Consider the following 18,314-nt stretch of genomic DNA (forward strand, 5'->3'; position numbering starts at 1 on the left):
CTAAAGATTAACATTTATGATGAAATTCTAGATCATTTCTACTTTTATATTCGCCATATTAAATAAAACCACTATTTTCCCATTCTATTATAGTTGAATAAAACATTTTTTTATGTCGCAAACCATAACTTCTAATCCTTTAATTGATAGGTTACCTGCACACTTGAAGCAATTCATAAAGCCTCAAAATTATGAAGAGTACACCCCAATTAATCAAGCTGTTTGGAGATATGTAATGCGTAAAAATGTTACTTCTCTCAGTAAGGTTGCACATAAATCATATTTAAAAGGTCTTGAAAAAACTGGAATTTCAGTAGATGATATCCCAAGTATGTATGGCATGAACAGGATTCTAAAAGAAATTGGGTGGGCTGCTGTGGCTGTAGACGGTTTTATTCCTCCTAATGCTTTTATGGAGTTTCAGGCTTATAACATTCTAGTTATTGCATCTGATATAAGACAATTAGAAAATATAGAATACACTCCTGCTCCTGATATCATACATGAAGCTGCAGGACACGCACCTATTATTGCGAATCCAGATTATGCTGAGTATCTAAGGCGTTTTGGAAAAATTGGCTGCAAAGCTATTTCTTCTAAAAAAGACTATGAGATGTATGAAGCAGTTCGTAAACTTTCAATTTTAAAAGAAGCATCAAATATTGATCAAAATGATATTGACAATGCAGAAAAAAAAGTAGAAGCGTTGCAAAATCAAAAATCAACACCTTCTGAAATGGCTTTAATTAGAAACCTGCATTGGTGGACAGTTGAATACGGATTGATAGGTACTACAGAAGATCCAAAAATATATGGTGCTGGACTCTTGTCATCTATTGGAGAGAGCGAGTGGTGTATGACCGACAATGTAAAAAAAATATCATACTCTCCAGAAGCAGCTTTTCAGGATTTTGATATTACAAAACCCCAACCGCAATTATTTGTGACACCTGATTTTGCGTATTTATGTCAAGTCTTAGAAGAATTTGCAGATACTATGGCCTTACGGAAAGGCGGACACAGGGGACTTGCCAAACTTATTGAATCAGAGAATCTAGGAACTATAGAATTAAGCACAGGGTTACAAGTTTCGGGAATATTTAATCGAATGATTAAAAATGAAGACAATGAAGTCATCTATTTTGAAACCAAAGGTCCAACAGCAATATCTTTTAGAGAAAAAGAACTTATTGGACACGGAGTTGATACGCATTCTAATGGTTTTAGATCTCCTATTGGAAAATTAAAAGGCATTAACCTTGCTATCGAAAACATGTCTCCTCGAGACCTAAAAGCATATAACTTTTACGATGGTGAATATATAGAATTTGAGTTTGAAAGCGGAATTACTGTAGCAGGGAACAATATCACAGGAATGAGAAACGTACAAGGCGAATTGATTTTGATTCAGTTTAGTGAATGTACCATTAAATACAAAGACGAATTTTTATTTAAACCTGAATGGGGAACTTTTGATTTAGCTGTTGGTAAAGAAATTGTTTCTGCTTTCTCGGGACCAGCAGATGATAATTCTTTTGACTTGGTAACACATGTTTCAACTACTACGACTGTGAAACAAGAACATAGCTCTGAACAAAATGAATTGCATGAACTCTATGCATCGGTGCGGAACATTCGTAATGGTGAAAATTCAAAATTTTCGTTAGAAGCTATTTTTGAAATTATTGAAAAAGATCATCAAAACGACTGGTTACTATCGTTGGAAATCTATGAATTGGTTCATGATAGGGATCCAAAATTTACGTCTCAAATTTTAAAATATCTTAATGAATTAAAACTCAAAAGAACTGAAATAAAACACCTAATCGACAGTGGTTTAGAAATAATTGATAAAGATCTTACAATTGCCTAATTAAGGTTTCTTGTTAAAAATCCATAAAAGGATATTCAGCTTGGAGCTGATTCTTTTTTGACCATAATTTTTCCAAAAACATATTATGTTGTTTACTGTTAGGATTAAATGCACGATGCGCTAATCCTTTTTGGATTTCTTCGACTTCGCGCATTGTTTTTTTCACTTTTTCTTCGAACCAAACTTCTAAAAAACGTTCCCAAATATACTGAATAGCAGTTTCACTAGGGTGAATCATATCTGCATTATAAAAACGATAATCACGCAATTCATCCATCACAATCTCGTATGAAGGAAAATAAACCAACTCATCAATAGCATCCTTTACTCCATGAACAGCAGCTATCAGATGAGATTTACTTCTATTATTCTCTATAACTCCATCTTTAATATGTCTTACAGGAGAAACTGTACATATTATTTTGGCCTTAGCATTTACACTTTTTATTAAATTGATACTATTCTGAAGGCATTGTTCTATTTCAGAAACAGATAATAATTGTTTTTCAAATTCTCTTTGCGGTATTTTATGACAATTAGCTACCACCATATCCAAAGATTTTAATCTATATACCCAAGAAGTGCCAAGAGTGATAAAAATATGTGTAGATGACGCTATTTTTTTTCTTGCTTGAGTCAAGGCAGTATTTAAACGCTTACATAATGCATCTTGACTTGAGTCACTTAAAGACGAGTGCGCATCAAAACAGTGCCATTGCTCATTATGATAAAACAAATCTGTTTCTGTATATATTTCACCTTGGGTAGCCATCCAAAGAAAAGTTTCTATGGCTTTAGGGTGAAACAAAATCCCAAATGGATTGATTTCATTCTTAAATTTATAATACTCAAATTTCTCTCCAATATTCTCTGCAAAACAAGAACCGAGCATAAACAATTCTGACTCGTAATCGATTTTTTGATCTTGGGGATCTACTTTTATTTTTGTCTGTAGGTTCATAGTATTCTGTTTCTCGCTAAGTCACTAAAAAGATACATATAATCTGCTAAGGACTTAGCGTGAATTTAACCTAAATATTGTCTCGCATTTTCTAGTGCTTCCTGAATACCCTTAGGATTTTTACCTCCGGCAGTTGCAAAAAATGGTTGTCCACCTCCACCTCCTTGGATATATTTACCAAGTTCGCGAACTACCTTGCCCGCATTTAGCCCTTTCTCTTCAACAAGGTTTTTAGAAATGTAACAGGACAATAATGCTTTTCCTTTTTGCTCTGTCCCAAATATGATAAATACATTATTTAGCTCTCCTCCCAGTTCAAAAGAAATATCCTTAATTCCGGCAGCATCAAGATCTACTTTTTTTGCAAGGAAATTAACTCCGTTAATCTCTTCAAATTCAGATTTAAGATCGCCTTTTAAATTTTTAGCTTTATCCTTAAGTAGGGCTTCAAGTTGTTTTTTAAGCTCTGCATTTTCTTCTTGTATTGCCAAAATAGACTTTATAGGGTCTTTCGTTTTCAGTATACTGGTTACCTCTGCATACGCTTCAGATTGTGTTGTAAAATATTCTTTTGCAGCATCACCTGTAATTGCTTCTATTCTTCGTATTCCTGCAGCGATTGCGCTCTCTGAAGTAATTTTAAAATGCCAAATATCACTTGTATTCGTAACATGGGTTCCTCCACATAGTTCCATTGACTCTCCAAAACGTATTGCCCGCACAGTATCCCCGTACTTTTCTCCAAATAATGCAATTGCACCTTCTTCTATAGCCTTATCATAAGAAATATTACGTTGTTCTTCTAAAGGAAGTTGCTCTCGTATTCTAGCATTTACAAAATCTTCGACTTCTTTCAATTCTTCTGCCGATACTTTTGAAAAATGTGAAAAATCAAATCGCAAATTACCACTATGTACCATAGATCCTTTTTGCTCTACATGCGTGCCTAGAATTGTTCGTAATGCCTGATGCATTAAATGTGTAGCCGTATGATTAGAAGCTGATCTTGATCGTTGCTTTGCATCAACAACCGCGGTTAGAGTTTCGTTGATATGTTTTGGTAAATTTTTAGCAAAATGAATAATCAGATTATTTTCCTTTTTAGTGTCTATTATATATACGACATCTCCATTAGGAACTTCTAAATATCCTTTATCACCAACTTGCCCTCCTCCTTCTGGATAAAATGGTGTTTTATCAAAGACCATTTGATATAACTCACCATCCTTTTTACTATTTACCTTGCGGTAACGTGTTAATTTCACATCTGTAGTAAGCGTATCATATCCTATAAACTCTTCGGTAGCATTATCTAACAGGATTTCCCAATCACCAGCAGACACTTGAGAGGCTGCTCTAGACCTATCTTTTTGTTTCTGCAATTCTGACTCGAAACCTTGTTCATCTAACTCATAACCTTGTTCACTTAATATTAAAGCTGTAAGATCAATAGGAAAACCAAACGTATCGTAAAGCTCAAATGCTTTTTCACCAGAAATCACGTTACCTTTTGTGTTTTTTATCACATTATCTAACAACACTAATCCTTGATCTAACGTTCTTAAAAAAGACTGCTCTTCTTCTTTAATTACATTAACAATTAAATTTTTCTGAGCTTTGAGTTCAGGAAAAGCATCGCTCATTTGATTACTTAAGGTTTCTACCAATTTATAAATAAACGGTTCTTTAGTATCTAAAAAAGTAAAACCATATCGAATTGCTCTACGTAAAATCCTACGAATTACATAACCTGCTCCTGTATTACTGGGCAATTGACCATCGGCAATAGAAAATGAAACAGCTCTAACATGATCAGCTATCACTCGAATAGCAACACTCACTTTACCATTTTCTTCTGTTGGCAAGCTATTTTTATCATATTTTGAGTTTGTAATGGTCTCTATCTCGCGTATTAAAGGCGTAAAAACATCTGTATCATAATTTGACTTTACACCTTGCAATGCCATACACAGGCGCTCAAACCCCATACCAGTATCTACATGTTGTGCTGGTAATTTCTCAAGAGATTTATCTGCTTTTCGATTAAACTGCATAAAAACCAGATTCCAAATCTCTACAACCAAGGGATCATCTTGATTTACCAAATCACGCCCGGGAATTTTAGCTTTTTCTTCTTCAGACCTTAAATCCACATGAATTTCGGAACACGGACCACAAGGACCTTGATCTCCCATTTCCCAGAAATTATCTTTCTTATTCCCCATGATAATTCTGTCTTCGGGTACAATTGCAGACCACAAGTCATAAGCCTCTTGATCCATTTCTAGATTCTCATCCTTTGCTCCTTCAAAAACTGAAACATAGAGAATATCTTTATCAATACCATAGACATCTGTTAGTAATTCCCATGCCCATTCAATAGCTTCTTTTTTAAAATAATCTCCAAAACTCCAGTTCCCCAGCATTTCAAACATTGTATGATGATAGGTATCCATACCTACTTCTTCTAAATCGTTGTGTTTACCGCTTACACGAAGACATTTTTGTGTATCAGTTAATCTATTATTTTTAGGTGTACCATTGCCTAAAAAGAATTCTTTAAACTGATTCATCCCTGCATTGGTAAACATTAATGTTGGGTCATCTTTAATCACCATTGGTGCAGATGATACAATATCATGTTTCTTTGATTTAAAAAAGTCTAAAAATTGGTTTCTAATTTCTTGGGATTTCATCCGTTTAAGTTTACTATTTTTCAAGGTCTGATATAGTTGGCATAGATAATCATTTTTGATAAATTATTGAAATCTTCAGTTATATTAGTTCAACACTCTTAAATGCCGAATAAAAATCTAAAAATCAACCTATTAAATACCACTTGTATCAAAATCATTTTTTCAATATCTGTCAGTTTTTTCGGCACTTTGCAACATTTTATTATATTTGTTGCGATGTCCGATAAAAAAACAAGTTTTTTTTGACTGATATCCTGCAAAAATAGCATATTTTAGATTATGTCAAAGGTTAAATATTACTATGATAGTGAGACACTTTCTTATCGAAGAATCGAGCACAAGAAAGGACGAAAATTCGGTTTAGCTGCAATTGGTGTTGTTGGTACTTTTTTGGCAGGCTTCATTTTACTACTTATTTATTTAAATATCCCTCAGTTAGAGACTCCTAAGGAAAAAGCATACAAAAGGGAGCTCGAAAATATGCAACTGCAATATGACTTAATGAATAAGCGCTTGAAACGTGATGAAGATATATTAAAAGAAATTGCAGAGCGAGATGACAATATTTACCGTCTTTATTTTGGAGCAAATCCAATACCTGAAGAACTTCGTAACGCTGGATTTGGTGGCGTTAATAGATACAAAAATCTAGAAGGGTTTGACAATTCGAAAATGATTGTAGAAAGTAGTGAACGAATTGACAAATTGACTAAACAGATTGTTGTACAATCAAAATCTCTTGATGAAATAGCCGCTTTAGCAGAGAAAAAAGAAGAGCTTCTAGCTACAATCCCTGCTATACAACCGATACAAAATTCTGATTTAAAACGTATGGCTTCTGGTTACGGTTGGAGAAGTGACCCTTTTACTAAAGCTCGAAAATTTCATTATGGCATGGATTTTTCGGCACCTACGGGAACCCCTGTATACGCATCAGGTAATGGTGTTGTAAAAAGAGCAGATGCAAACTCTACAGGTTACGGAAGACATATACGCATTGATCATGGCTTTAACTATGTAAGCCTATATGCACATCTTAGTCGATATAATGTAAAAAAAGGACAAAAAGTGAAACGTGGAGATGTTATAGGTTATGTTGGTAATACTGGTAGATCTGTAGCTCCGCACTTGCATTATGAAATTTTCAAAGATGGCAAAAAAATTAATCCAAGAAACTTCTATTACGGAAGTCTAACCCCTGAGGAATTTGCCGAAATGCTTAAAGCATCAAACTTAATTAATGAAACTCTAGATTAAATCGTTTATGCGTAAACTCCTTCTTCTTCTTGTTATTTTTGGGTATAGTTTTTCTGTTCAAGCCCAAAAATATTCAAAAGAAGTATTAGACTCGATGTACGTTATCGTACAACAAACACAACAAAAACTTGCTAAACCCTCTCAAATTAAAATAATGGCCGTTGGGGATATCATGATGGGAACTGATTTTCCAAATGAAAGCTACTTACCTCCTGATGGTAAGGGTCCTTTTGACGATGTTAATACAGTTTTGACTAAAGCAGATATTCTTTTTGGAAATTTAGAAGGCACGTTAACTGACGAAGGCGAAAATGCAAAACGGTGCTCTGACCCATCAAAATGTTATTCATTTCGATCACCAGAAAAATTTGGAAAATATCTTGAAGAAACCGGTTTTGATGTTATGAGTATTGCAAATAATCATATTGGGGATTTTGGTGAAATCGGTATTAAAAACACCTCGAAAACACTAAAAAAACATAATATTGCATATGCTGGAGTTTTTGCTCAACCCTCTATGGTTTTTGAAAAAAATGGCATTACTTATGGATTTTGTGCTTTTGCTCCTAATAAAGATTGCCTAAAAATTCATAACTTAACAAAAGCAAAAAAGATCGTAACCGAACTAAAATCAAAAGTAGATATTGTGATTGTTTCTTTTCATGGCGGTGCCGAAGGACTGGATCACACACATGTCCCCAGAAAAACTGAACGGTTTTATGGAGAAGACCGTGGTGATGTTTATCTCTTTGCTCACACAATGATAGATGCCGGAGCAGATATGATTATTGGCCACGGACCACACGTATCTAGAGGTTTTGAAATTTATAAAAATAAATTTATAGCCTATAGTCTTGGTAATTTTTGCACGTATTCAAGGTTTAATCTTAGTGGTATAAAAGGATATGCACCAATTGCTGAGATTGATATTGATCTAGAAGGTAATTTTATAAAAGGGATGCTGCACTCAGCTAAACAAATCGATGAGATTTATCCTTTTATGGACGATAAGAAAAGGGCCTTAAAGGAAATTAAAAAACTAACCGCAGAAGATTTTCCTGAAAGCAAGCTCATTTTTAATGATGATGGAAGTTTTACACAACAAAACAACTAATCTATGTATGTAGACTTACCGAAAAAAATGTATTACGGAATTGGTGAAGTTGCCGAGGCCTTTGATGTAAACACTTCTCTAATTCGTTTTTGGGAAAAAGAATTCGATATCCTTAAACCAAAAAAGAATGCAAAGGGCAACCGAAAATTCACTCAAGAAGACATTAAAAACCTAGAATTGATTTATCATTTGGTTAAAGAACGTGGTTTTACCCTTGAAGGTGCTAAAATTCGATTAAAAGAACAAAAACAAGACGCACTAGATAGTTTTGACATTATTAGAAAACTCGAATCTATCAAAGGCCAATTACTTAAAATAAAAGAACAACTTTAAGCCCTTAATGGGTATTTAATATAGTTTTATCATGAAAAAACTCTTAATTGTATTAGCTGTTATTTTTATACTTGGCGGTATTTTATATTCTCTATCTGCTGGAAGATATAATTCGGCTATAATACTTCAAGAAGATGCACAAACTGCCTGGTCTAATGTAGAGAGCGCTTATCAAAGGCGTAGTGATCTTATCGGAAATCTTGTAAAAACAGTACAAGGAGCTGCAGATTTTGAACGCTCTACACTAGAAGAGGTTATTGAAGCAAGATCCAAAGCTACTTCTATAAATATTGATCCTAGTAATATCACTCCAGGGCAAATGGCTCAGTTCCAACAAGCACAAAGTGGATTATCCTCTGCGCTATCACGATTATTAGTTACAGTAGAACGTTATCCTGACCTTAAGTCTAATCAAAACTTTTTAAACCTACAAACCCAATTAGAAGGAACAGAAAATCGAATTAACGTAGAACGTAATCGATATAATGAGGCAGTTGGACTGTACAACAAAAATCTTAGAATATTCCCTAACAACATCATACTTGGCATGCTTGGAAATTTTGAGAAAATGACTAGGTTTAAAGCCGATGAGGGAGCAGAAAAAGCACCAGATGTAGATTTTGATTTTAAATAATGTCAAACACAATTGAAGATTTTTTAACCGCAGATCAGGAGCAACAAATAGTTGCTGCTATACGACGTGCGGAAAAGACTACCTCTGGAGAAATACGTGTTCATATTGAAAGGCATACTGATTTAGATGTATTAGAAAGAACAAAAGAAGTTTTTCACTCTCTAAAAATGGATACTACCGCTCAGCAAAATGGTGTATTAATCTATGTTGCAGTAGATGACCATATTTTTGCGATTTATGGAGACGAAGGAATTAATAAAGTTGTTCCAAATAATTTTTGGGAAAGTACCAAAAATGCAATCCAGCACAAGTTTAAAGAAGGTAACTTTACCCAAGGATTAATCGATGGTATTTTACTTGCAGGAGTACAATTGCAACACTATTTTCCATGGGATCATGATGATATTAATGAACTTTCTGATGAAATCTCAAAAGGATAAATGAAAAACACCAAAGGCACCCTTACTTTATTTCTGGTTCTTGCAATCTCTCTGTTTTGTAATATTATTTATGCGCAAAGAGCAATTCCTCCTAAGCCAAAATTACAAACATCGGTTTATGATGAGGCAAACATGCTCGCCCCTTCACAGGCAAAAAGTTTAGAAGAAAAATTAATACGATACAGTGATACAACATCCACTCAAGTCGTTATTGCCACTATACAGTCATTACAAGGAGAATATATTGGGTTATACGCGGCAGAATGGGCTCACCAATGGGGTATTGGTCAAGCAAAAGAAGATAATGGCGTATTTATACTTGTTGCCAAAAACGATAGAAAAATCTGGATCGCTACTGGTTATGGTGTCGAAGAAAAGCTTACCGATTTTAATTCAAAGACTATAATTGATGAAATTATCACTCCTGCATTTAAACAAGGGAACTATTACCAAGGATTAGACCAAGGCACTACAGCTATTTTTGAGGTACTAAATGGTACTTTTAAAGGTTCTCGTAAAAAAAGCAACGATATCCCGATAGGACAATTGTTCTTATTACTTATTTTCTTTATTATTATTATCAAGGCATTCTCTAAAAGTAATCACGGAAATAATGGCCGAGGAAATCGAGGAAACCGATCAAGAAGTGGCAGCCTTTTGGATGCTATTATTCTAAGCAATATGGGACGAGGTAGTTATGGCGGAGGTAGTTTTGGAGGTGGATCCAGTGGTGGTTTTGGAGGCGGCTTCGGAGGTGGCGGCTTCGGAGGCGGTGGAGCAGGTGGTAGTTGGTAAGATTAATTTTTTATTACCCCATTATTTTGAAAAATGATAGAAGCTGCCTAAAAAGATTTAAACAGCTTCTTTTTTCATATTTTCAAGCAAAATTCTGAAATAGAAACTTACTCTAATTTTCATGTTTTTCTGCTTCGGAAAGCAACTTGTTAATTCCCAAAAAAATTAGAAACACCATTAAAACTTTAAACATAAAATTAAATACATTTATTTGTTCCAAGTAATTTTTAAAATCGTTTTCAATTAAAAATGAAATACTATCCCATAGAAAAACTAAAAACATAATAAATACAAATTTCTTTACTAAGTCCATAGCGCTTAAATTTCGAATTATTCAAAAGGTCTTGAAGCTCCTAGTTCGGTTGTAGGTCTATCTTGAAACAATCTTTTACCAATTTCATTAATATAACCCAAAGCATAAAAAAATGCTTCTGTAATTCCATCTCCACCATTTATAGATTTTGCTTCTTCAAATGATAAATCTTGAGTATTGTATTTTTTACTTTTCATTTCTGTTAGTTTTTTAAGATTATTCAAATAATGCTGCTCCCGCTTCTGATCCACTATTAAATGCTGCTACATTTTCTTCCCAATCTGCAACAACATTATATAAGAATGTAGCCACAGCAGCTTGCCATAACCATGGTGGCACTCCGGTCCCTCCATTTACATTAATTTGTTCTTCAATACTAAGTGATTGAACACCTGATTTCTCTACTTTTTTCATGACATTTTAATTTTAAATAAATATTTGTTTTATGTCTGCGAAAGTAAAAGCACCTTGTCTCATAATCTGAGACACTATAAAAAAACAAATTATAAATCTACTTGTTTCTATAACACATAAAAACTAGCACTTCATTGAAATCAAATTCGGAAAAAATTATTTTCTAAACACTCTTTTATGAAAGTCTCAAATATATTGAAGTAGAATATAAAAATGTAAACTGAAATTATAACGTAAGTAATTTTTTAATTAAAGTAAGTAGACTGACAGAAACCTGTGCATATCATATCGAATATAAGTTGATAAATGACTTTCCTCATTTCACTTAAAAACTTAATAAAGGCAACCCTAATCTAAAGATTAAACGTTCATTCTTTAAAATGAAGGATTAAAAAATCACACAAAAGCTTTAATCGAAATACTGTTTAATTTAAATGAATATTTTTCTAGTGTGTGAAGTTTCCAAAATAAACCATATTGATATCTAATTTAGTATTCCCTAAAGTTGATCCATCGTGAAAACAGTTGTCTGTTGGTGCTATGTAATATTGAAAAGGTTCTTGCTTAATTTTAATCACAGGATAATCTGGGTAATATTTAAAAAAAGTTTCTGCCACATTATACACATCAACTTTTGTAACATCTGTCTTTTCTTTTAACATATTATGTACCTGTATCATAGAAAGATTAACATATAAAAAATAACGTGTTTCTTCTCCTATATTGATGCATATTCGATTTCCGAACTTATGCGTAGTATGTAATGTCATGTATTGCGTACCATCATTATGCAATCCCATATACTTTTTCTCATCAATCGTGAAATTTGGATGCAACCTTGTAATATCACATGCTACCATTTCAATATTTGGTAAATTTGCAGTTATACAATGTAAATGGAAGGGTTTAGCATTTGATATTGTTTTCAAAAAATCAGTAAGTTCTTCATTCAAGGCTTTTGTCAACGCTTCTGTTTTGCCAAAGCAACTCATAACATCATCTCTATCTTTACATTCACTAAAATCTATTTTTTTGAATAGGTTCTTCACTTTTTCAGGGAGTTCGCCAAGATAAATGTTATTATGATCTTTTAGATCAGCACTTGAATTTAATCTTCTTTTTTCATTATTGCTTAAAGTCCTCCAATCTCTCTTTGGTATGTACGCTTCATCAATATATAATGGCATAAAAGAGTATTGTTCAAAATTTACCCTAGAACCTTCATGGTCTGTATGATGCACGACACCAGAATTAATTTGTATACTTTCATATCCTTTTGGTAATCTATTGTGAATACTAATTCCTTTTTTAATAGTAACTGATTGTGTCATTATATTTACTTTTTAATATTGAAAACTCCCAAAATATACTATACATACATCTAAGTACCTACTTCCTAATGTAGAACCGTCATGAAAACAATTATCGGTTGCAGCAATGTAATATTGATAGGGTTTTTGTTCTACTCTAATCACTGGATAATCTGGGAAATGTTTAAAGAAATATTCTGGAATATTAGAGATATTTACAAGTGCTAACTCACTGGTATTCAGCTTCTCTTTTAGCATTGCATATACTTCTTTTATAGGCAGGTTTACGAATAACAAATAACGTGTATCTTTACCTAAGTTAATGCTAATTCTGTTTCCGAACTCATGTGCAGTATCAATTGTCATAGACTGTGTTCCATCATTATGCAGTCCTAAAAATTTTTTATCTGCCTGCTTAAAACCATTTGGCAGCATGGTAGTATTTGCAGCCACTAATTCTACATTTGGATAATTCACACCAATACAGTGAAAATGAAACTTTTTATCATTAGATAGAGGGAGCAAAAATTCATGAAGTAATTGTGTTGCTTGTTTAGTCAACTCTGGATTCTTTTCAAAATTACTAAAAACCTCATCTCTACTTTCACTTTCTTGCAACTGTAACTCTTTAAAACATGCTTGCAAAGGTTTAGGAATCTCACCTAAATACACAGTATTAACATCATTACAACTCTCGTCTGGTTTTAAACATTCAAGTTCTTCTACCGTTAATTCTCGCCAATCTCTTTTGTTTACATATGCATGATCTAGGTATTCTGGAGTAAACTCCTCATCTAAATAATGAACTAAAGCTGCTTTGTGTTGCTTATGGTAAACTGTTCCAGAATTTATAGCCAGTGCACCTGTCCCTTCTGGAAGCGAATTATGAACCATTATATGCCTTTTGATTTTCATATATTACTTTTTAAAACGATGATTAATATTGAAATTTGCCAAAATATATCATTAGCACATCAAGTTTTGTCATTCCAAAAGTTGATCCATCATGAAAACAATGATCTGTTGGAGCGATATAATATTGATATGGCTTTTGAGGAATCTTAATCACAGGATAATCTGGAAAATGCTCAAAAAATAGTTTTGAAATTGTAAACAAATCAACATCTTTGATAGCTAGGCCTAATTTTGTTTCAAGCATAGTATAAGCTTGGGGTAATGAAAGGTTCATATATAAAAAATAACGTGTTTCTGACCCAAGGTTTATGGTAAAACGATTTCCTGATTTATATGATTCATGAACAGTTGTAGGTTCTGCACCATCATTATGAATACCCATATATTTTTTATCTTCTTCAGTATGGTCTGCAGGAAGCACAGTCGTATCACACGCAACCATATCTACATTTGGGAGATTTGCGCCTATAAAATGAAAATGAAATGGAGCCGCATTGGCAAAGCCACTAAGATATGTTTGCATCGTATTACTTAGCTTTAACGTCATATCATGATCTTTTTTCATGCATTCATGCACATCTTCTGGTCGTAAACATTTATTGAATTTTAGGGTTTCAAAAATATCTCTTAATTCATTAGGAATATCACCAACATAGATCGTGTTGTAATAATTCCTATCAGAAGAAGCTTTTAATGCCTCTAATTCTTTTTTTGATAATTTTCTCCAGTCTCTTTTAGCTACATATGCATCTTCATTATACTTGGGTACAAAAGACCAATCTAAATATTCTATTTTGCTTATTTCCTGATTTAAATGATGTGTTGTTCCTGAATTAATACTAATATCATTAAAAAAGTTTTCGTCTGTACTATGTAATCGTATTCCATTATTTATTATTTCCATCTGTTATATATTAAGTAATTACAATTAAGGAAGTTGATCAAATAAACCCGTATAGACGATAGTCATATCTATATCTTTATTTCCTATAGTAGACGCATCATGAAAAAAATTATCTGTTGGTGCTACATAATACTGATACGGTTTGATTTCTAGCTTAATAACTGGATAATCAGGATAGTACTTGAAAAAATATGCAGCTATATTATCAGGATCTAATTTTATTCTTTTTAGATCTATTTTTTGACTTAGTAAATTATACACTTGGATTAAGGTAAGATTCGTAAAGACTAATGTTCTTGTCTCATTACTTAAATTTATAGAGATTCTATTGCCAGATTTATGAGCCGTATGAATTTTGAAATGCTTACTTTGATCAATATGCAAGCCTATATACATAAAAATTTCATCTATATAATGACTTGTAATCGTTTCTCTATTGGGCATTGCTCTGGTGATACGATGAAATTTATAATTCCCTATAGAAGAGCAGTCTTTTAGGAATGCATGTAATTCTTCATTTATCTTTTCTACAAGTGCCTTGTTATCCTGAAATTTTGGATATACCTGATCTGGGTGTGTGCAAGTACCTAAATTAAGTGATTTAAACAAATCTCTTAATGTATTTGAAATTTCTCCTAAATATAAATTTTTACTGTAGTCAGAAAATTTTGTTTGATCTTCTATTACCAGTTTTGATTCTTGATGTGTTAACAATCGCCAGGTATGCAATGGTACATATGAATCCTCAAAATATTTCATGCCATTATGCTCATCTACAGCTCTCACACCAGTATTGACAGAGATTTGTTCTAAAATCCCTTCGATATGCCCATAAATGCGCATCCCTTTTTTTAGTTTCATACGTGAATTTCCTTTTTAAATGAAGCTAATTCTTCTTGAACTTCTGGGTTAATTTTTACATTATTTTCTTCTTCGAACCCATTAATGATATCTTCATATTTTAATTCCTCTATGTTTAATTGTTGGACAACATCCTCTGGTAAAGAATTCAAAATATCATTTTGGATAAAAGAGATCAATCGTACCATATCTTTACAATACATGGTAGGATTGTCAAAACCATTTTCATTGGAGTATCTATGTCCTAAGAACCCGCCGCCACAAATATCAAACACTGGGCAATTCAAGCATTGTTCGGCTACATTATCATGAGCCCTATAATAGATCTGAAACGTTTTATCTTCGAATAAATCTTCAAGATTGTTTTTATGGACATTAATCTCATTACGGGTAATTCCTTCAAAACATGCCCTTAATGAATCTACCACTTCAATACTCCCATCAGATTCTACAACCACTACTCCATTAGTACGTCTTCCGATCAATTGATTTCCTATCCCTTCTTCTCCCATTACCATCTTTATTAAGGTTTCAAAGAAGTAAATTTTTGATCGCTCTTTGTCATTTTTCCACAGTTTGTACAAATCAATAAACCAATCGGCATATGGCGTATAATGTTTATCATTCCATCTATTTTCATCTAATCCTAAAGGTGCCTGATCATAATGACCATCTGGTAATAGCAAATTTAAACTTGAAACATCTAGACGTTTTATTTCGGCATACAATTCTTTTACCGGAATATTAATATTCACGACAAGTAACAAACCTGCTAAATTGTTATTTTTACCTAATTGAACGGCTTTTGCTACTTTATTATAGGATCCTTTTCCGTTGTGAAAAACACGATATTCGTCATGGTATTTTTTTGGACCATCAATACTAATTCCAACAGAAATATTGTTTTTTTGAAATATCGAATACCAATCTTGATCTAAGGTTACTCCGTTTGTCTGTACCGTAAAAACAAATTCCAATGCTGGAGCTGTATTTTTAAAAATAGTAACACTTTTTTCAAAATAATCAGGTTTCAATAGTAAAGGTTCTCCCCCATGAAATACTATTTGAACGTATTTAATATCGGCATTTTCGCAATAGCTCTTTAATCTATCAGCAAAATTTTGCACTGTTTCTAAAGCCATAAATTTAGGCTGCTTTAAGTATGTTTGATCCCCCATATTGTACATATAGCAATACGAACAATTGAGATTGCACCTACTGGCAATTTTCAAAACAAAAGAAGTGACTTTATACATAGTTAAAATTTAATCTGAATTTTAAAAAAACCAGATAACCTCTTTAGTTTAGAGGTTATCTAGTTAGTACTTTACTATAACTTAAAAAGATGCCGCTTGCAAAAACGTATCAATTTTGTCATAAGCAGATGATCTTAAGCTGTTTTTACTTACTGCTACTACAGAACAAGAAGAGCTTATTCTACCTCCAAAAATTGCTTTGTAAAGGTCTAACTGGTCTTCATCAGAAGTATTAAATGCTTTGTTTAATACTTCTTTTTCTTTTGAGTTTGAAGCGATTTTAGATTTTTTGTTCATTGTTGAAAAAATTTAATTAATTATTAAAATGTCATCAGTCAGGACATGACAATTGCCCTTCATTTTATAGTTAAATGAAAAACTTAAATTTTCATATACTCTCAACTAACAAAGATGTTCCTGGGCATACTTATCCGCTATATTTTTAAGAAATGACTTCTCCAAAATATCGCGTACTATAAACAATGAACCTTGGTATTGTAATAATTACAATACTAGTGTCATCCTCCTGAACGATCTTTAGTATTCCAAAAACAAATTTCTTTCAGATAATTATGAACTAAATTTTCAAATAGTATTCATTAAAAAAATTAGTTCCTGACCTATTACCTATTTTGGAATTGGTCAGTATAGAGGGGTAGGTAATTTTAGCAAATTTGGTTAAAGAAAATTGAAATTCTTTATATAAGATAAAACCCAAATTTGCAGAGAATCTTAATAACAACTTAATATTCCTAATAGTTGCTATATCTTTTTTAATAGGTAGAATTTTTTGAATAGCCCATTTATAATAAGTAAGCCTGTAGTCACTTATTACTAAAATCAATGCTATAATTATTTTTCTCATGAAGCCTAGGTTTTAAGCAAGTAAAACAATCAATAACGAGATTATCTGATTTCCAGTAATTTAAACACTATTTTTCTAGTTGGAAAAAAAGTAGTATCTAAAATCACCACTACTAACTTACAATAAAAATATTATTTCACCTAAAGAGATTAGATTAATTAAAAGTTAAGTCCCCTCGAATAAAGCACTATTAATCACCATGATTTGTTTCATCTAATAAACACCGATAAGGAAGCACTAATTCAACATTATTTGAAGAAAATCCTACTTAGCTACCCATAACTTTAAGAATTAAATAATTATACATTATTAAATAATAACAGCTTAATTATATAATTAAGTAGGTTAATTAATATATTTAGACCCCATCTTTGTTTGTAAATTTTTAACCACTCGTACCTTAAAAAGAATTATGGGATTCCAAAATAAAACTGTAGTATTTTTATGTCTTCCACTATTTATTTTCACTCTTTACAGTTGTAAAAAATCGGAAAAAAAAATTGTAGAGAAGATAAGTTCAAAAGAAATAGTAATTCCTTTTGAATTGACCGAGTATAATAACATCAAAATAAAAACAGTTCTTAACGGTGCGGATACATTATACCTAAAATTTGATTCAGGAACCACTGGACTTTTACTTACACATGACGCTATAAAGGAAAAAACCAATTTATTAAATGACAAGAAAGAAAACGTACCTACTAAAAACTATGTAAAGCTTAAGTCTCTTGCGTCTTTAGAAGTAGGGAAATTAAAATGGAATGATTTAGAGATATATCCTGTGCGACATTCTGGACAAGGGACAGATGGCAGGTTTGGATGGGATTTATTTAAAGACAAAATAGTCTCGTTAAACTATGATAAAAAACTATTGATTGTACATGAAAAATTACCTGATCTTACAAATTACACTACATCTGAACTAGAACAGGTTAAAACCGTTTTATGTCTTAACGGAACTATTGAAATCCAAAATCAGAATTTTAAAGGTCGTTTTTTATTCGATACAGGTTATCAGAAATCTTTGCTATTAGATAGTATCACAGTAAAAGAACAACTGTTCAAGGCAGATCTCCGTGTCATTAAAACAAATCAATTAAGAAATGGTGCTGGCGATATATTTATAACCAAAGTAGTTGAAATACCTACACTAAATTTTGCAGGACAAACCATAAACAAACTACCGACACAGCTTTTAAATAGAGAAAATCCTGCGGGTTTTAAAACTCATATCTTAGGAAATGAATTACTTAAAAGATTCAATACCGTTTTTGATTTTAAGAACAAAACCATTTACCTTAAAAGAAATAGCCTATTTAACACTCCTTACAGTGACGCTTACTAAAAAACAATAGTATCTCTCAAGAGCTGAA

19 protein-coding genes are annotated in these 18,314 nt (G+C 32.4%); 8 read left to right on the forward strand and 11 right to left on the reverse strand.

Going from position 1 to position 18,314, the window contains the following annotated elements:
• The first annotated feature begins 112 nt into the window (after positions 1 to 112).
• The gene (locus AWE51_RS00405) at positions 113 to 1,873 is read left to right on the forward strand and encodes an aromatic amino acid hydroxylase (protein WP_066307925.1); all 1,761 of its coding nucleotides are present in this window, start codon (positions 113 to 115) and stop codon (positions 1,871 to 1,873) included.
• Between the two features lie 13 nt (positions 1,874 to 1,886).
• Here the strand turns inward: AWE51_RS00405 and AWE51_RS00410 are convergent, their stop codons facing one another.
• Together AWE51_RS00410 and alaS are read right to left on the reverse strand one after the other, a co-directional pair.
• The gene (locus AWE51_RS00410) at positions 1,887 to 2,834 is read right to left on the reverse strand and encodes a GSCFA domain-containing protein (protein WP_066307926.1); all 948 of its coding nucleotides are present in this window, start codon (positions 2,832 to 2,834) and stop codon (positions 1,887 to 1,889) included.
• A gap of 65 nt (positions 2,835 to 2,899) precedes the next feature.
• Positions 2,900 to 5,530, reverse strand: a complete 2,631-nt coding sequence (alaS, locus tag AWE51_RS00415; protein ID WP_066307929.1) for an alanine--tRNA ligase — start codon at positions 5,528 to 5,530, stop codon at positions 2,900 to 2,902.
• A gap of 279 nt (positions 5,531 to 5,809) precedes the next feature.
• Between alaS and AWE51_RS00420 the strand changes: the two genes are divergently transcribed.
• Genes AWE51_RS00420 through AWE51_RS00445 form a run of 6 tightly spaced genes read left to right on the forward strand, consistent with a single transcriptional unit; the run spans position 5,810 to position 10,103 of the window.
• The gene (locus tag AWE51_RS00420; protein WP_066307932.1) at positions 5,810 to 6,787 is read left to right on the forward strand and encodes a M23 family metallopeptidase; all 978 of its coding nucleotides are present in this window, start codon (positions 5,810 to 5,812) and stop codon (positions 6,785 to 6,787) included.
• Between the two features lie 7 nt (positions 6,788 to 6,794).
• Entirely contained in the window at positions 6,795 to 7,901 is a 1,107-nt protein-coding gene (locus AWE51_RS00425; protein ID WP_066307933.1) for a CapA family protein, read from the forward strand.
• 3 nt (positions 7,902 to 7,904) lie between these two features.
• Positions 7,905 to 8,234, forward strand: coding sequence for a MerR family transcriptional regulator (locus AWE51_RS00430; RefSeq protein WP_066307935.1), 330 nt, complete (start codon positions 7,905 to 7,907; stop codon positions 8,232 to 8,234).
• 31 nt (positions 8,235 to 8,265) lie between these two features.
• Positions 8,266 to 8,868 carry a LemA family protein gene (locus AWE51_RS00435; protein ID WP_066307937.1) on the forward strand — a complete coding sequence of 201 codons (603 nt, stop codon included), beginning with the start codon at positions 8,266 to 8,268 and terminating at the stop codon, positions 8,866 to 8,868.
• A complete protein-coding gene (locus tag AWE51_RS00440; RefSeq protein WP_066307939.1) occupies positions 8,868 to 9,308 on the forward strand; it encodes a TPM domain-containing protein in 441 nt (146 codons plus the stop codon). Before AWE51_RS00435 ends, AWE51_RS00440 begins: the two co-directional genes overlap by 1 nt.
• The gene (locus AWE51_RS00445; RefSeq protein ID WP_066307942.1) at positions 9,309 to 10,103 is read left to right on the forward strand and encodes a TPM domain-containing protein; all 795 of its coding nucleotides are present in this window, start codon (positions 9,309 to 9,311) and stop codon (positions 10,101 to 10,103) included.
• A 330-nt stretch (positions 10,104 to 10,433) separates the two neighbouring features.
• Here AWE51_RS00445 and AWE51_RS00455 read toward each other — a convergent pair whose 3' ends face one another.
• The 9 genes from AWE51_RS00455 to AWE51_RS00495 form a co-directional block, all read right to left on the reverse strand.
• Entirely contained in the window at positions 10,434 to 10,613 is a 180-nt protein-coding gene (locus tag AWE51_RS00455) for a hypothetical protein (RefSeq protein WP_066307947.1), read from the reverse strand.
• Positions 10,614 to 10,632: 19 nt separating this feature from the next.
• The gene (locus AWE51_RS00460; RefSeq protein ID WP_066307949.1) at positions 10,633 to 10,830 is read right to left on the reverse strand and encodes a hypothetical protein; all 198 of its coding nucleotides are present in this window, start codon (positions 10,828 to 10,830) and stop codon (positions 10,633 to 10,635) included.
• 446 nt (positions 10,831 to 11,276) lie between these two features.
• On the reverse strand, positions 11,277 to 12,161 hold the full coding sequence (locus AWE51_RS00465) for a hypothetical protein (RefSeq protein WP_066307951.1): 885 nt from the start codon (positions 12,159 to 12,161) through the stop codon (positions 11,277 to 11,279).
• Between the two features lie 12 nt (positions 12,162 to 12,173).
• On the reverse strand, positions 12,174 to 13,055 hold the full coding sequence (locus AWE51_RS00470) for a hypothetical protein (RefSeq protein WP_082832256.1): 882 nt from the start codon (positions 13,053 to 13,055) through the stop codon (positions 12,174 to 12,176).
• Between the two features lie 22 nt (positions 13,056 to 13,077).
• Positions 13,078 to 13,959, reverse strand: a complete 882-nt coding sequence (locus tag AWE51_RS00475; protein WP_066307957.1) for a hypothetical protein — start codon at positions 13,957 to 13,959, stop codon at positions 13,078 to 13,080.
• Positions 13,960 to 13,983: 24 nt separating this feature from the next.
• The gene (locus tag AWE51_RS00480; RefSeq protein ID WP_066307960.1) at positions 13,984 to 14,820 is read right to left on the reverse strand and encodes a hypothetical protein; all 837 of its coding nucleotides are present in this window, start codon (positions 14,818 to 14,820) and stop codon (positions 13,984 to 13,986) included.
• Positions 14,817 to 16,076 (reverse strand): radical SAM protein, encoded by a 1,260-nt coding sequence (locus AWE51_RS00485; RefSeq protein WP_082832257.1) that lies wholly within the window; start codon positions 16,074 to 16,076, stop codon positions 14,817 to 14,819. Before AWE51_RS00485 ends, AWE51_RS00480 begins: the two co-directional genes overlap by 4 nt.
• Before the next feature lie 81 nt (positions 16,077 to 16,157).
• Positions 16,158 to 16,373: a hypothetical protein gene (locus AWE51_RS00490; protein WP_066307968.1), complete on the reverse strand. Its 216-nt coding sequence runs from the start codon at positions 16,371 to 16,373 to the stop codon at positions 16,158 to 16,160.
• Between the two features lie 280 nt (positions 16,374 to 16,653).
• Positions 16,654 to 16,941 (reverse strand): hypothetical protein, encoded by a 288-nt coding sequence (locus tag AWE51_RS00495; RefSeq protein ID WP_066307969.1) that lies wholly within the window; start codon positions 16,939 to 16,941, stop codon positions 16,654 to 16,656.
• Between the two features lie 412 nt (positions 16,942 to 17,353).
• Between AWE51_RS00495 and AWE51_RS00500 the strand changes: the two genes are divergently transcribed.
• On the forward strand, positions 17,354 to 18,286 hold the full coding sequence (locus tag AWE51_RS00500; RefSeq protein ID WP_066307970.1) for a pepsin/retropepsin-like aspartic protease family protein: 933 nt from the start codon (positions 17,354 to 17,356) through the stop codon (positions 18,284 to 18,286).
• Positions 18,287 to 18,314 lie beyond the last annotated feature (28 nt).

Origin of the sequence: Aquimarina aggregata, from assembly GCF_001632745.1 — a bacterium.
GTDB classification, from domain to species: Bacteria; Bacteroidota; Bacteroidia; order Flavobacteriales; family Flavobacteriaceae; genus Aquimarina; species Aquimarina aggregata.

Excerpts from the sequence above, each read along its gene's own strand:
- AWE51_RS00465 (WP_066307951.1), bottom strand. The coding sequence starts at position 12,161 with ATGACACAATCAGTTACTATTAAAAAAGGAATTAGTATTCACAATAGA.
- AWE51_RS00445 (WP_066307942.1), top strand. The coding sequence starts at position 9,309 with ATGAAAAACACCAAAGGCACCCTTACTTTATTTCTGGTTCTTGCAATC.
- AWE51_RS00425 (WP_066307933.1), top strand. The coding sequence starts at position 6,795 with ATGCGTAAACTCCTTCTTCTTCTTGTTATTTTTGGGTATAGTTTTTCT.
- AWE51_RS00485 (WP_082832257.1), bottom strand. The coding sequence starts at position 16,076 with ATGTATAAAGTCACTTCTTTTGTTTTGAAAATTGCCAGTAGGTGCAAT.
- AWE51_RS00495 (WP_066307969.1), bottom strand. The coding sequence starts at position 16,941 with ATGAGAAAAATAATTATAGCATTGATTTTAGTAATAAGTGACTACAGG.
- AWE51_RS00440 (WP_066307939.1), top strand. The coding sequence starts at position 8,868 with ATGTCAAACACAATTGAAGATTTTTTAACCGCAGATCAGGAGCAACAA.
- alaS (WP_066307929.1), bottom strand. The coding sequence starts at position 5,530 with ATGAAATCCCAAGAAATTAGAAACCAATTTTTAGACTTTTTTAAATCA.
- AWE51_RS00435 (WP_066307937.1), top strand. The coding sequence starts at position 8,266 with ATGAAAAAACTCTTAATTGTATTAGCTGTTATTTTTATACTTGGCGGT.
- AWE51_RS00490 (WP_066307968.1), bottom strand. The coding sequence starts at position 16,373 with ATGAACAAAAAATCTAAAATCGCTTCAAACTCAAAAGAAAAAGAAGTA.
- AWE51_RS00470 (WP_082832256.1), bottom strand. The coding sequence starts at position 13,055 with ATGAAAATCAAAAGGCATATAATGGTTCATAATTCGCTTCCAGAAGGG.
- AWE51_RS00475 (WP_066307957.1), bottom strand. The coding sequence starts at position 13,959 with ATGGAAATAATAAATAATGGAATACGATTACATAGTACAGACGAAAAC.
- AWE51_RS00455 (WP_066307947.1), bottom strand. The coding sequence starts at position 10,613 with ATGAAAAGTAAAAAATACAATACTCAAGATTTATCATTTGAAGAAGCA.
- AWE51_RS00410 (WP_066307926.1), bottom strand. The coding sequence starts at position 2,834 with ATGAACCTACAGACAAAAATAAAAGTAGATCCCCAAGATCAAAAAATC.
- AWE51_RS00405 (WP_066307925.1), top strand. The coding sequence starts at position 113 with ATGTCGCAAACCATAACTTCTAATCCTTTAATTGATAGGTTACCTGCA.
- AWE51_RS00430 (WP_066307935.1), top strand. The coding sequence starts at position 7,905 with ATGTATGTAGACTTACCGAAAAAAATGTATTACGGAATTGGTGAAGTT.
- AWE51_RS00500 (WP_066307970.1), top strand. The coding sequence starts at position 17,354 with ATGGGATTCCAAAATAAAACTGTAGTATTTTTATGTCTTCCACTATTT.
- AWE51_RS00480 (WP_066307960.1), bottom strand. The coding sequence starts at position 14,820 with ATGAAACTAAAAAAAGGGATGCGCATTTATGGGCATATCGAAGGGATT.
- AWE51_RS00420 (WP_066307932.1), top strand. The coding sequence starts at position 5,810 with ATGTCAAAGGTTAAATATTACTATGATAGTGAGACACTTTCTTATCGA.
- AWE51_RS00460 (WP_066307949.1), bottom strand. The coding sequence starts at position 10,830 with ATGAAAAAAGTAGAGAAATCAGGTGTTCAATCACTTAGTATTGAAGAA.